The organism is Paenibacillus sp. FSL F4-0243 (genome assembly GCF_037963295.1).
Lineage (GTDB): Bacteria > Bacillota > Bacilli > Paenibacillales > Paenibacillaceae > Paenibacillus_AQ.
The window spans coordinates 4825439-4838645 of sequence record NZ_CP150151.1; the positions used below are offsets into that span (position 1 = coordinate 4825439).

Sequence of the window (13207 nt, forward strand, 5' to 3'; positions counted from 1 at the left end):
CCCATAAGCATTTGCTTGTATGCCTTCATACTACTATAGATGTTTAGGCACGGCTATCTCCATCCCCCACGGCGTCATCATCACAGTGAGACCAGCAGTAGTCTCCCCTAATTTAAGCATCCCAAGGTGCACCATCATCCGAATAATTCGTTGCTCCAAAATAGAGGCAGCATTGTCATAATAGAACGGTTTAATTAACCACCCAATACCATCCACTAATGAAGGTACGCTCACCCAATTCCCAGCACTAATGCTTACCCAATACACAAGTGAAGGCAGGTTTGGTACAGCCCCCTTATATAGTTTTAACCAAAAAGAGAATATCTGCATCAAAGAGTCACATTTTCCGTCGGCTAACACTGCCTCTCCAGTCGCCGTAAGCCTTAGCCGAAAACCTTCTTCAGTGATCCAGCGGCGATGACGAACATAATCATACAGGAGCGCTAATCTAGGCGGATAATGCTCACATGCCCTACCATAACCAAATCTCCAGCCGCCTTTGCTAAGAAGATCCTCCGGAATATGAAGTGCATTCATCACTCCTTGCTGATACCGCCTATACATTGCCCCTTCCTGATTAAGCTCTGGCTCATTTTCCTTGATATATCTCAGAAGCATAACCAGATCACTTAATAACAATTCTCCTTCATTTCGATACATGGCTGGTTCAGAGCTAACCGCAACCTTATCCTTGATATGTGCGCTCATCGTCTCACGAAAGCGCTCTTTCAAGTCTTTAGGCACTTGGAACAAGTATCTGGTTTGCTGGGAGGAACCGCTAAAGAGCCAGCCTCCGCTTTTGAAACGAGAAACCATTTCCCGGAAGCCCCCGGTCTTTCCTTCTTGAGCATCAAAAGAAGCCTGTCTAGCTACAGCCAACAAATCTTCCAGACTAAAGTAGCTGCGTTCATCAAAAAGTAATGTATTCAGAAACCGTAGATCCTCCGGAGCACATTCCCGGATATGAGACTCCATAAAACTTCTGCTTCCAAGCATAATCAAAATACTCTGGATCAAGTCATGTTTGGAATTCTGCTTGCATTCACACCGGTAGCGTCCCGCTATGGCGGTCAGCTGTCCAATATCTGCATAAGTGAGCATATCCGCCAGATTCATGTTTTATCGCCTCACCGTTTTACTACCATTATGGGAAATACAGCCCTTTTTATTCCCCTTTGCGCAAAAAAAATAACCCGATGCACGGGTTAACGCTGATTTTGCAGGATATGGCGAGTACAATTATATAGAATAGGGTTCCACTCCCGTTCTTTCTTCTCCAAAATTGTCAGGGATAAATTCCCAATTCGCTCAGAATACTTATCTTTGTAAAATGCAGTATACAGTTGAGCGAGGAATCCTCCATGAGATATGACTAGTATGTTCCGATTGGGATGCTGCGCAGAAATATCCTCCATAAAGGCAAGTGCACGTGCTTGAAGCTGTTCGTCAGTTTCTTGACCAAGTGAAAGCTGACTCCAATCTTTCCCCCACTTCTCTTCACGCTCAGCGGCAGTAAGCCCTTCTACTTGCCCGTAGGCACGTTCCCGGATCCGGTCATCAGGATCAAGCAACGGTACATTTAATTTATCAGCGATGATCTTGCCTGTCTCTGCTGCCCGGGAAAGGTTACTTGTAATGCAATAATCCCAGCGATACGGCTCTTGTAATAAGCGGTCAGCAAGCATAGCAGCTTGCATCCGTCCTTCATCATTAAGCGGAATATCACTTTGCCCCTGTATCTTTCCAATTGCGTTCCAGTCCGTCAATCCATGGCGTATCAAGCCGATTAGCATATTGCCTCCCCCTTTTCACCTAAGTATTTGTCTCTTAATGTAACATGGATGAAATAAAAAGTCTTCTTTTATGCGTATTAGAATACAAAAAAGCCCCTTATCTTTACATAAAGGGACTCCTACATCGTTCTTAACACTATTATATACTGCAATAGCTAAGTCATACATCAATAGACCCTTTATGATCTGCGATATCGATTCAGCCGGGTTAACGAAAACACTGCAAAACCCACGCCAAGCATGGATAACATCATCCAATATTGAGGATGAGTAGGTCCCATATTTACTACAAGCGGTTCAATAATCCCACCTTCAGAGCCTAAAATGGGATATGTAGAAGTCCATTCCATAGAGCCAGCAACGCCAGTCTCTACAATTCCACTTTGAGCCACAGTGATATCTGCAGGTGTTCTAAACATAGTAAAGTAAAGAACACTAGACAAAAATACCGCCAGGAAGCAAGCGATCCAGAGACTAAGCCTATGACGAACAATGGCAGATGTCCCTGCGGATTTCCCATCCCCTGGCATCAACCAAGGACTCTCTAGATAAATCCGCTCCATAACTTTAACATTTATAACTTCTGCACGCTCTTCACTAATCTCTTCTTTCAAATCATGCATAAGCTGGCTACTCTCTTGCCACAGAGACCATTCAGCCGCGCAGTAAGGACAAGTTTCAATATGTTGTTCGAGCAAAATCCGCCTAGGATGTGTGGGGGGAGCGTCCCACAAGAGCGGAATACATTCTTGCGCTTCCCTGCAATTCATTCGCCTTACACCCTCTCAACCTGCTCTTCAACTTCAGGCTCATTGAAATAGGATTCGAGTTGAAGCTTCACACTACTTCTGGCACGAAACAACAATGATTTCACGGAGCTTACACTCTGATCCAAAATTTCTGCAATTTCTTGATAATCCATCTGATCGTATTCACGCAGGATTAGCGCAGAGCGTTGTTTCTCCGGAAGATTATTAATTGCCTCACGAACCAAATTCATCCGTTCTTTACGCAATGCAGCCTGCTCAGGCGCTACTTCAAACGGTGCAACGGGAGTATATCCACTCTCTTCTAGGGATACATTTCCGGCACGATTCTTACGAAGCTCACTTAGCACGGTATTACGAGCAATAGTGTACAACCACGTTGAAAAGGAAGCATCTACCTCTCGAAAGGAATGCAAGCTACGGAATGCCTTGTAGAAAGTCTCCGAACAAAGGTCCTCTGCAATTAGCTCCATTTGTGAGTTTCTAAGCATATGATATACAAATGCCAATATTTTTCGTTGATAACGACGCATTAATTCTGAATATAATTCTGTGTTGCCTTGTTTAATTTCCTGGATCAACTGGGAATCCGTCATGGTGAGATTGGCCCTCCTCGCCCTTGCACGTCTTTTCCCGTCCGGTCCGTACTTATTATACCGGTTTGGGCTTTAAAAGTTGCGCTGGTTTACTACAACTTTTTAGTTTATTACAAGAAGAAACGATATTGTCGACCTTTTATGTAAGACAAACGTTCCTTGTGGGAATTTAAGGGGAAATATATGACGTGCAACTTATCCGTTCTTCAATTTTGAAATACACCTATGTATATTCAAACACCCAATAATTAAGGCATGATGATTGTGATGAATATAAAAAGAAAAATGGCATATTTCTATGAGCATATAAATTTTATAACGAATCTAGAAATATACCAGATCTATTGTATCACAGATTCTCATAGGATGACATTAATAGACTTCAGAGCAGTAATCTCGTCAGCATGACCTGACAACAGATTATAAACGAACATGAAGTTCAACCATAAGACTTTGATCACTGTAATGTGACTTTAATCTCTTTTTAATAAACTGTTGACAAAATGTAAACGTATACATATAATAAAAGTACAGTATGGTTTCTCTCCACTCCTATCCAAATACTACACGGTTCCAATTTATTGTGAACTGTAGCCGCTTACTTTGTAAGCGGTCTTTTTTTGTCCTGTAAGCGCTGTACCTTTTGTTAGATGATCTATAATAGGTTATTTTACTATAGCGAGCGAATTAGCTTCTACAAATCCCCACAGTCATCTATTACCCCGTTTGCGTCCACTTGAAGAGGTATGGAAAAGAGTCAAGATAAACAATATACTAGCTATAAAGATATTTGTTGAGGTGAATATGAAATGAATGAAATCGATGAATCAAAACAACTTGTACTTCAAATCGGCGGTGCCTTGAAAAAGTACAGAAAAGAAAAAAACATGAACTTAGATGACTTAGCGGAATTAACAGGTGTAAGTAAACTTACTCTGGGGAATATCGAACGCGGCGAGACAAATCCAACTTTGGCGATTATATGGAAAATTTCAAAAGGCCTATCTTTACCCCTACTAGCTTTGTTCAAATCTGAAGACCCTGTTAGTTTGTATCGAGCAGGCGAAGGTCTTCGGTTTTCTAATGATCAAAAGAATTGGATCATTGAACCCGTCTTTAAAAACGTAAGCAACGATATTGAAATGTGTCGAGCTTACTTACAGCCAAATAGTTCGTATCACCCTGAAGGTCATCATGTGAATACAACTGAAATTGCGACAGTAATGACTGGTTCCATTGAAATTCAAGTCAATGGTGAGATGTACACATTGAATCAATATGATACGATCAGTTTTCGTGCAGATCGCCCTCACTCTTATACCAATCATACGAATAGCGAAACAGTGCTCCATATCTCCTTAAAATATGGTTTCTAAAAGCCGAAAATTTCACTTATAAAATGCAACTCAGTATTCCATTATATATGGGAACTCAGAGTTGTATTTTTTTTAACTAATATAAAGCACTTCAAGTGATAGGACAGTCTTTATAAAGTTAACTATAAAATACTTATTGTTAATTTTAATATATTATAATATACTTTTATTGTCCGCGCGGATGTTATTTCATAGTTTTTCAATCAGCAGAAAACCAAAAGTACACATAATTCTGGAAGGTGAAATGAAGAATGCCGAACAAGAAAATCTTACCATCATCTCTAGGGCTGCTAATACTCGGCATTATTATTATTGCCGCAAATTTACGTGCTCCCTTAACCTCGGTCGGTCCTTTAGTGGGTCTCATAAGGGAAGACGTTCATATCTCCAATACTTTAGCAGGCCTGATAACAACGGTACCGTTACTTACCTTTGCTTTATTATCGCCTCTAGTACCAAAACTAGGACGCAGGTATGGAGTAGAACTTTTAATTTTGTTTGCCCTGATCTTTTTGACTGTTGGTATTGTAATACGTTCTTTAGCTGGCGCTGCAAATCTGTATATTGGAACTGCAATTCTTGGATTTGCAATTGCCGTTTGTAATGTATTAATGCCAAGTTTAATTAAACGTGATTTCCCTAATAAAATAGGTGCCATGACTGGTATCTTTGGAATTTCAATGAGTTTATCTGGAGCGATCGCATCGGGAATTAGTGTACCGCTAGCCGCAAACGTAGGTTTAAAATGGCAGGGAGCGTTGGGAATATGGGGGATCTTAAGCTTTGTATCGATCCTCTGCTGGTTGCCTCAATTAAGGAAGCATACGAAGCGAACAACCTCGACGAGTCAACAGATGGCCTGCAATGATGTAAATGTTTGGCGTTCCCCTCTCGCCTGGCAAGTAACCTTGTTTATGGGTATGCAGTCCATGATTTTCTATGTGCTGATCGCATGGTTGCCTGAAATTTTAAAGCAGCAAGGCATTGACTCAAGCCAATCAGGATGGTACCTCTCAATAATGCAGTTAGCGCTGCTTCCATTTACCTTTATTGTCCCCGTTATTGCTGGGCGAATGTCAAGTCAACGTTCGTTAGTGGTCATCACAACCATTTTGCTTTTGACGGGAACGCTCGGACTGCTTTACGGAAGCTCCAATATCATTCTGTTGTGGATCATCATACTCGGAATTGGTGGAGGCTGCGCCTTTAGCTTATCCATGATGTTTTTCGGTTTACGTACTAAAAATGCGCATCAAGCGGCGGAACTGTCTGGTATGGCGCAATCGATCGGATATCTGCTTGCCGCAATCGGTCCTGCCCTTATAGGATATCTGCATGATGCGACAAATAGTTGGAACCTGCCACTTTTCATTCTGCTTGGAGCTTCGGCCTTTCTCTTTTTAGTTGGTATAGGAGCAGCAAGAAATCGTTTTGTAGATAGCCAAAATAGTTACGGCGAAATAAACTCAAGTTAATTTGGTTAATGTCAGCCAGGAATTTATAATGAATGGCATGACTTATGTACCTGAGAATTTCTTGGAAGAAATACTGATCGAAATGGAGAAAGCGAGTTCGGGAACAGTTACAAAAAGCCAAATCTAAATTAGAGCGAAAAACACCCAATATAAGCCCTCCAAATGAAATAGCGTCAGTGGAGTCCGAAAGACTACTTCAAAGGTGGTACTGACGGCGGCATGTGGAAGCTAGCAACCAACAAGCCAGAATAACAAAACAGCGATTCTCTAATAACATGAGAATCGCTGTTTTTACTATTTATTACGATTTGAAAATGACCCTGAGCGAACCTTAATACTACACATATACGGTATAATCGTGCTCCTGCAGGAGCACTTTCGCTCGTTCCATATCGTTCTCCTGACGAAAAGATAGGCGCATAATACCCGGCACATCTTCACGACTCTCGATGATTTGTACGTTGCTAAGGTTAATGCCTTGGTCCCCCAGCTCAGTAGCGATGCGACCGATAATCCCCGGATGATCCGGTACATCAATATGTAGGTCAAATAAAGGTGCGATCATGCCTTTACGCCGTTCAGGCAACTGACTGCGGAAGCCATTCGCTTCTTCGAAGGCCTCTTCAATCCCTACGCCATCTTCTCTTTCCAGTAGACGAACAAAAGAAGAAACTTCCTCGTTCCAATCCTTCAATAAACGAAGCATTACGGAACGATTGTTCAGCAAAATGTCTCGCCAAATTATAGGATCACTGGACGCAATCCGAGTGATATCCCGAAAGCCCCCTGCAGCTAGCGTGCTATATAAGGAGTCTGTATCGTCATAGGCACGAATCTGATTTACCAAAGCAACAGCAATAATATGCGGTAGATGACTAATGGCACCTACAATCTCATCATGGCGTTCTGGATCAAGGCGTACTATCTGTGCTCTTGTGTGGTGTAGTAGAGACTCCAGTGCATGATAAGCCTCATCTGGCACTCCTGGAGGAGGCGTCAACACATAATAGGCATTCTCAAATAGCAGTGATGAAGCTGCCTCAACACCTGAGCGCTCTGATCCTGCCATTGGGTGTCCGCCGATAAAATGTACTCCAGGAATATCTAAGGAGACCGCACATGCGGCAATACTAGCTTTCGTGCTTCCTACATCTGTAATAATGCAGCCGGGTTTTAGAGGCAATTTACTTAATTGCTGCAGATAATCCTCTAACATCCCTACCGGTACACATAAAAAAATGAAATCAGCATCAAGTGCCGCTTCTTCAACAGAAAGCGTGGCTTGATCAACCACACCTCTGCTTATATATTTACTCGCGGATTCAGGACGGTGGGCATGTCCTACGACGGTCAGGCCCTCCTTGCCTTTAAAGCAAAGGGCCAGTGAGCCTCCGATCAGACCGACACCGAATATAGCTATTTTTGTCGTCATGTTCTTTGAACTACCTGCCTTTTTTAGTCTAGTCTTGCTGTTTATTACTAAGCCCGCACACCAGACTCTATAAGCGTTTGTTCCAGCGCAGTTATAAACGCTGTGTTCTGTTCAGCAGAGCCCACAGTAACACGAATATAAGTAGGGTAAACTTGATGACCCGCTCTTACTATGATTCCTTTACGCATCAAAGCATCGAAAACCTCGGTTGCAGGTTTACGAACATCTACCATAATGAAGTTCCCGTGTGCAGGGAAGGATTCAAGGCCCAGACGTTTGAATTCACCTTGTAATTGGACAATACCCGCGCTATTAAGACGACGGCATTCCTCCACGTATTCTTGGTCATTCAAGGCAGCAAGAGCCGCGGCTTGCGCAAGACGAGTGGTATTGAAAGGCTCGCGTACCTTGTTGATCAATGAAATAATCTCAGGACTAGCAACGCCATAACCAATACGCAATGCGGCTAAGCCATAAATTTTGGAGAATGTGCGAAGCACAACCAAATTCGTATAACGATTTAATAATTGGATACCGTTGGAGTAAGAAAGATCTGTTACGTACTCACAGTAAGCTTCATCAAGAACAACCATTACATTGGAAGGAACAGCATCAAGGAAAGAAACCAAGGCTTCCTCTGGTACAATCGTTCCTGTTGGGTTATTCGGATTACAAATCCAGATAACCTTCGTACGGTCCGTAATACGGGCCAGCATCCCATCCAGATCATGTGTACCATTTACAAGTGGTACCTCGATGGACACAGCGCCTTCGATATCTGCGTTACTCTTATACACAGAGAAGGTCTGGTCAGCCATGATTGTCTCATCACCTGGCAAGAAGAAAGCACGAGCAATAAGAGCAATAATCTCATCAGAACCACAGCCAAAAATAATATTATCGCTGTTCACACCAAGACGGTTGGCAAGTGCTGCCGTCAACTCAACGGCCGATCCGTCTGGATATAGATAAAGATTCTCAAGCTCTGCTAGAATAGCTTCTTTAGCACTCGGGGAAGCTCCATACGGGTTCTCATTGGATGCAAGCTTAATAACCTCACTTAAGCCAAGCTCCTTCTTAACTTCGTCTATAGGTTTCCCTGGTTTGTAGACAGGGAGATTAACTATATTCGGTTTTGGATTCATGAATAGTCCTCGCTCTCCATAGTTGATTACTCCACTATACACAGGTCAAAATGACACTGTTATGGTCTTTTTAATTGTGCCACAAATTCTCGAATTTGCAACAGCCCCTCATTCCGTGTAGCGGGATTATCGAGCAGCGGAATGACCTCTTCTATTTTACGAACAATCGCACTACCTACTACCACGCCATCGCAAATCTGAGCAAAGCGGGCAACCTGTTCGCCAGTTGAGATCCCAAATCCTACAGCCACCGGCAGATCCGTAGCTTGACGCACGGAATCAATAAACGCCTCTACATCAGCATGGAAAGTGGATCGTTCCCCTGTCACACCTAACGAGGATACACAATAGATAAACCCACTCGCACCTGAGACAATCTTCGCAATACGTTCACTTGAGGTCGGTGCAACTAGTGGAATGAGATTAACGCCAACTTCACTACTGCGGCGGCGCATCTCCTCTGATTCCTCGACAGGAAGATCTGGAATAATAAGACCACTAATCTCATGAGCATTCAGTTCTGCGAAAAATGTATCCAACCCCATTTGCAGGATAGGATTGTAATAGGAAAACAAAATAAAGGGCAGGCTGCTTCCGGCTTGACGAGCTTTTAACGCGGTCTCCATACAGGTACGCAGGTGAACCTCCCCCCGCAGAGCTCGTGCAGACGCTCGCTGAATGACAGGGCCATCTGCTAGCGGATCAGAGTAAGGTACTCCTAGCTCCAAAATGTCTGCACCTGCCGCCTCCAGTTCTGCGATGATGGCAAGCGTAGTCTCCAGATCAGGGTCTCCAACCGTCAGAAAAGGAATTAATGCCGTCCGTTCTTCAGCTTTAAGCTTCCGGAATACCAAATCCATCCGGTTTGTAGTTTCGGTTGTCATTCGTTTCCCTTCCCTTCTGTGTACGCCATGATCGATTCCACATCTTTGTCTCCCCGGCCTGACAGGCAGATAACAACAATATCATCCTTGGTAAGGGTTGGACCCATCTTCACTACATGGGCTATCGCATGTGCTGACTCCAAAGCTGGAATAATGCCTTCCGTTACACATAGCAGCTTCAGTGCATCAAGCGCCTCTGCATCCGTAATCGGAACATATTTTGCGCGTTCGATATCTTTTAAATAAGAGTGTTCAGGACCTACGCCTGGATAATCCAGACCTGCGGAGATGGAATGAGCCTCTGTTACTTGACCATGTTCATCCTGCAGAAGGTAACTCATCGAACCCTGGAATACGCCATGAGTCCCCTTACTCATCGTCGCCGCATGAAATGGTGTGTCAATTCCCTTGCCTGCTGCCTCAACACCAATCATACCGACACCTTTATCCTCTACGAATGGATAGAACATGCCGATAGCATTACTACCGCCGCCTACTGCAGCAACAAGCACATCCGGCAGTCTTCCTTCAGCCTCCAGAATCTGGCGCCGCGTTTCATCACCAATAACCCGCTGAAAGTTACGAACCATCATCGGATAAGGATGTGGGCCTACGGCAGAACCGAGAATGTAAAAAGTATCTTCCACATTGCTAACCCAGTAGCGAAGCGCTTCGTTGCCGGCATCTTTTAAGGTACGCGATCCGGACGTAACGGGAATTACCTCAGCACCAAGCAGCTTCATACGGAATACATTGAGTGCCTGGCGACGAGTATCCTCTTCCCCCATAAATACCTTACATTCCATACCAAGAAGGGCTGCAACCGTAGCAGTAGCTACACCATGCTGACCAGCTCCAGTCTCAGCGATCACCTTGGTTTTACCCATCATTTTAGCCAGAATGCCCTGACCAATCGCATTGTTAATCTTATGAGCGCCCGTATGATTCAAATCTTCACGCTTCAAATATATTTTTGCTTCTCCCAGATGTTTACTTAGACGTTCCGCATAATACAGTGGGGTCTCCCGTCCGGAATATTGCTTTAATAGATAATCTATTTCTTCTTGAAAAGCAGGGTCTGCCGAATACTTCTCATAGGCTTCCTCCAGCTCAATCAATGCAGTCATCAAAGTTTCGGGCACGAAGCGCCCTCCGAATGAACCGAAACGTCCATGCTGGTCCGGTACTTGTGTCATGATTGCTTCACCCTTTCCACAAAAGCTGTCATTTTAATAATATCTTTAACGCCTTCACTCTCTACTCCACTAGATACGTCTACTCCGTACGGAGCATAAGTATCTAGCAACTCTCCTACGTTATTAGGATGAAGTCCGCCAGCCACAAATAACGGCAAACCATTTCGTAGCGCGATTTCCTGATAATCAGGCAACCTCTCCCAAGCGAACGTGCGCCCAGAGCCGCCGCTCTGCTGAGGATCATAAGTATCTAACAATACAGCATCAACGAAGCCTGCGTATTGTTCCAATGTATATTTGTTATCCGCGTCATCACGCTCTTTATCAGCAACAGACAATGCCTTCCACACCTGAACTTGTGGGAAAGCTTGCTGAACCTTTTGACAAAAGGCTGGACTTTCCTGCCCATGTAGCTGAATGACATCTAGTGACACAACGGAAAGCAGTTCGCTCAGCTCATCCAGCTCTGGATTAACAAAAACCCCAGCAGCTTTAGGTTTTTCACTAGTCTTCCATTGCGGAAGTTCAGCAATCAGTTCGGAAGCACGCTCCAGAGTAACCCTGCGACGACTAGGAGCGAATACAAATCCAATATAATCTAGTGGTAAGTGTAACATAGATTTTAGCACTTCAACGTCCTGAAGTCCACAGATTTTTACCAATGTCTCAGCCATGAACGACACGGTCCTTTCCATTTGGAAGCATTCCTAGCAATCCATTTACCGCTTCTTCTACATTTGCCTGACGCATTAGATATTCCCCTACGAGGACCCCGTGAGCGCCAGTCGTTCTTAAGTAGTCAATATCACTTGGCCCTGCAATTCCGCTTTCACTGATCACAGGTACCCCTTGAGGTACTAGTGCTGCCAGCTCTGCCGTTGTCTCTAAGGACGTCTCAAAGGTACGCAGATTACGATTATTAATACCCAGCAGAATATTAGGATGTGTTATCTTGTCTGTACTTAATACCACTGCAAGCTCATTCCGATCATGAACTTCGATTAATACATCCATTCCAAGTCCAGTAGCTATTTCTATAAAATGAGACAGTTTATCCGGTGTCAAAATAGCAACGATTAACAACACCGCATCTGCTCCAAGAATACGCGCTTCATAAATTTGTTTCTCATCGATAATAAAATCTTTGCGTAGCAGCGGCAGATTTACAGCTTCCTTCACTTGCTGCAAGTAAGCAGCGCTTCCCTGAAAATAATCCGTATCCGTCAAAACAGATAAACAATCAGCACCGCCCGCTTCATAACCTTTTGCAATGGAAACAGGATCGAAATCCTCACGAATCAGCCCTTTTGAAGGGGATGCCTTCTTTACCTCCGCAATCAAACCTATATCCCTGTTCTTCCCCTGGGTCAGAGCCTTACGAAAGCCTCTAGTCTGAGGGAGTGCTGCTATATCACGTTCAGCTTGGGCTAGAGAAAAGCTATTACTGAGCGCCTCCACCTCTTTGATCTTTGTAGCGACAATTTTATCAAGATACATAATTAAGCTCCTCCGTCATCACAACAAGCTGTTTCAGCTTGGATAATGCCTTACCCGAATCCACTACTTCTTTAGCTTTCTCGACGCCTCCGGCCATGGTATCTGCCAGACCCGCAACATATATACATGCTCCTGCATTAGCTAACACGATATCTCGGTAGGGATTGATCTCACCTTGGAGCACAGAGGTAATAATTGCTGCGTTCTCTGCTGCGTCTCCACCCAAAACAGCTTCAAGTGGATGTCTGTTAAGACCTAATCCCTCCGGAGTAATTTCATAAGTTGTCACTACACCCTCTTTTAGTTCAGACACTAATGTAGAGGCTGAGATGCTAATCTCGTCTAGACCATCCGAACTGCTTACAACCATTGCGCGCTTGGAACCTAGCTCCTTCAGTACATTAGCCACCGTCTCCGTCTTATTTCGGTCATAAATCCCTAGGAGCTGACGGTCAGCTCCAGCGGGATTCGTAAGAGGACCCAACATATTGAAGATCGTACGTACACCAAGCTCCTTGCGAGGAGCTGCTGCATGCCGCATCGAAGGATGATAAATTTGTGCGAATAAAAAGCAAATGCCGATACGATCCAGACATTCTCGGGCTTGGTCTGCATTCAGATGAATGTTTACGCCAAGGGCTTCAAGTACATCCGCACTTCCCGCTCTGCCTGAAGCAGAGCGATTTCCATGCTTGGCAACTCTTACAGAAGCCGCTGATGAAATAATTGCTGAGGCGGTTGAAATATTAAATTTATGGATGCCGGAACCGCCCGTACCACAAGTATCTAACAAGCGTGCGCGATCAGTCAGTACGGATGTGCCGAACCCTCTCATAGCTTCTGCAAAACCCGTAATCTCCTCCACGGTTTCTCCTTTAATTCGTAAAGCGGTCAGCAGTGAACCGATTTGCGCTTGTGAAGCATCTCCTAGCATTATAGCACCCATTATATCCCGTGCTTCTGTACGTGTCAGATTCTTGCCTTCGATTAGTCCGGCGATTCCTGTTTGAATTAATTTCGTTGCATCCATAATGTTCTTCCTCCCA

13 protein-coding genes are annotated in these 13207 nt (G+C 44.1%); 2 read left to right on the forward strand and 11 right to left on the reverse strand.

The annotated features are described in order from the left end of the window. Nucleotides 1–33 precede the first annotated feature (33 nt). The 4 genes from NSS87_RS21520 to NSS87_RS21535 all read right to left on the reverse strand — a co-directional run bounded on the left by NSS87_RS21520 (nucleotide 34) and on the right by NSS87_RS21535 (nucleotide 3156). Nucleotides 34–1116, reverse strand: coding sequence for a hypothetical protein (locus NSS87_RS21520; RefSeq protein ID WP_339242698.1), 1083 nt, complete (start codon nucleotides 1114–1116; stop codon nucleotides 34–36). An 89-nt stretch (nucleotides 1117–1205) separates the two neighbouring features. Beyond that, nucleotides 1206–1793, reverse strand: a complete 588-nt coding sequence (locus NSS87_RS21525) for a histidine phosphatase family protein (RefSeq protein ID WP_042190151.1) — start codon at nucleotides 1791–1793, stop codon at nucleotides 1206–1208. A gap of 179 nt (nucleotides 1794–1972) precedes the next feature. Beyond that, a complete protein-coding gene (locus tag NSS87_RS21530) occupies nucleotides 1973–2563 on the reverse strand; it encodes a zf-HC2 domain-containing protein (RefSeq protein ID WP_042190154.1) in 591 nt (196 codons plus the stop codon). Nucleotides 2564–2568: 5 nt separating this feature from the next. After that, nucleotides 2569–3156, reverse strand: coding sequence for a sigma-70 family RNA polymerase sigma factor (locus NSS87_RS21535; RefSeq protein ID WP_042190156.1), 588 nt, complete (start codon nucleotides 3154–3156; stop codon nucleotides 2569–2571). 809 nt (nucleotides 3157–3965) lie between these two features. Between NSS87_RS21535 and NSS87_RS21540 the strand changes: the two genes are divergently transcribed. Further along, a complete protein-coding gene (locus tag NSS87_RS21540; RefSeq protein WP_042190158.1) occupies nucleotides 3966–4532 on the forward strand; it encodes an XRE family transcriptional regulator in 567 nt (188 codons plus the stop codon). A gap of 251 nt (nucleotides 4533–4783) precedes the next feature. Next, nucleotides 4784–6007, forward strand: a complete 1224-nt coding sequence (locus NSS87_RS21545) for an MFS transporter (protein WP_339242702.1) — start codon at nucleotides 4784–4786, stop codon at nucleotides 6005–6007. 337 nt (nucleotides 6008–6344) lie between these two features. Here the strand turns inward: NSS87_RS21545 and NSS87_RS21550 are convergent, their stop codons facing one another. Genes NSS87_RS21550 through trpD form a run of 7 tightly spaced genes read right to left on the reverse strand, consistent with a single transcriptional unit; the run spans nucleotide 6345 to nucleotide 13191 of the window. Further along, nucleotides 6345–7439 carry a prephenate dehydrogenase gene (locus NSS87_RS21550; protein ID WP_339242704.1) on the reverse strand — a complete coding sequence of 365 codons (1095 nt, stop codon included), beginning with the start codon at nucleotides 7437–7439 and terminating at the stop codon, nucleotides 6345–6347. Nucleotides 7440–7486: 47 nt separating this feature from the next. Further along, nucleotides 7487–8584 (reverse strand): histidinol-phosphate transaminase, encoded by a 1098-nt coding sequence (hisC, locus tag NSS87_RS21555; RefSeq protein WP_076284569.1) that lies wholly within the window; start codon nucleotides 8582–8584, stop codon nucleotides 7487–7489. A 59-nt stretch (nucleotides 8585–8643) separates the two neighbouring features. Further along, a complete protein-coding gene (gene trpA, locus NSS87_RS21560) occupies nucleotides 8644–9468 on the reverse strand; it encodes a tryptophan synthase subunit alpha (protein ID WP_042190168.1) in 825 nt (274 codons plus the stop codon). Further along, complete coding sequence (trpB, locus tag NSS87_RS21565; protein ID WP_042190170.1) at nucleotides 9465–10664, reverse strand: tryptophan synthase subunit beta; 1200 nt, start codon at nucleotides 10662–10664, stop codon at nucleotides 9465–9467. Before trpB ends, trpA begins: the two co-directional genes overlap by 4 nt. Then, nucleotides 10661–11338, reverse strand: a complete 678-nt coding sequence (locus NSS87_RS21570) for a phosphoribosylanthranilate isomerase (protein ID WP_339248630.1) — start codon at nucleotides 11336–11338, stop codon at nucleotides 10661–10663. The genes trpB and NSS87_RS21570 overlap by 4 nt, the downstream gene beginning before the upstream one ends. Beyond that, a complete protein-coding gene (trpC, locus tag NSS87_RS21575; RefSeq protein WP_339242707.1) occupies nucleotides 11331–12161 on the reverse strand; it encodes an indole-3-glycerol phosphate synthase TrpC in 831 nt (276 codons plus the stop codon). Before trpC ends, NSS87_RS21570 begins: the two co-directional genes overlap by 8 nt. Next, the gene (gene trpD, locus NSS87_RS21580; protein WP_339242709.1) at nucleotides 12151–13191 is read right to left on the reverse strand and encodes an anthranilate phosphoribosyltransferase; all 1041 of its coding nucleotides are present in this window, start codon (nucleotides 13189–13191) and stop codon (nucleotides 12151–12153) included. Before trpD ends, trpC begins: the two co-directional genes overlap by 11 nt. Nucleotides 13192–13207 lie beyond the last annotated feature (16 nt).

Bases quoted from the DNA above. Each gene is read 5' to 3' on its own strand.
- trpA (WP_042190168.1), bottom strand. From the start codon at position 9,468: ATGACAACCGAAACTACAAACCGGATGGATTTGGTATTCCGGAAGCTT.
- NSS87_RS21525 (WP_042190151.1), bottom strand. From the start codon at position 1,793: ATGCTAATCGGCTTGATACGCCATGGATTGACGGACTGGAACGCAATT.
- trpD (WP_339242709.1), bottom strand. From the start codon at position 13,191: ATGGATGCAACGAAATTAATTCAAACAGGAATCGCCGGACTAATCGAA.
- NSS87_RS21540 (WP_042190158.1), top strand. From the start codon at position 3,966: ATGAATGAAATCGATGAATCAAAACAACTTGTACTTCAAATCGGCGGT.
- NSS87_RS21530 (WP_042190154.1), bottom strand. From the start codon at position 2,563: ATGAATTGCAGGGAAGCGCAAGAATGTATTCCGCTCTTGTGGGACGCT.
- NSS87_RS21520 (WP_339242698.1), bottom strand. From the start codon at position 1,116: ATGAATCTGGCGGATATGCTCACTTATGCAGATATTGGACAGCTGACC.
- trpB (WP_042190170.1), bottom strand. From the start codon at position 10,664: ATGACACAAGTACCGGACCAGCATGGACGTTTCGGTTCATTCGGAGGG.
- NSS87_RS21550 (WP_339242704.1), bottom strand. From the start codon at position 7,439: ATGACGACAAAAATAGCTATATTCGGTGTCGGTCTGATCGGAGGCTCA.
- NSS87_RS21570 (WP_339248630.1), bottom strand. From the start codon at position 11,338: ATGGCTGAGACATTGGTAAAAATCTGTGGACTTCAGGACGTTGAAGTG.
- NSS87_RS21535 (WP_042190156.1), bottom strand. From the start codon at position 3,156: ATGACGGATTCCCAGTTGATCCAGGAAATTAAACAAGGCAACACAGAA.
- hisC (WP_076284569.1), bottom strand. From the start codon at position 8,584: ATGAATCCAAAACCGAATATAGTTAATCTCCCTGTCTACAAACCAGGG.
- NSS87_RS21545 (WP_339242702.1), top strand. From the start codon at position 4,784: ATGCCGAACAAGAAAATCTTACCATCATCTCTAGGGCTGCTAATACTC.
- trpC (WP_339242707.1), bottom strand. From the start codon at position 12,161: ATGTATCTTGATAAAATTGTCGCTACAAAGATCAAAGAGGTGGAGGCG.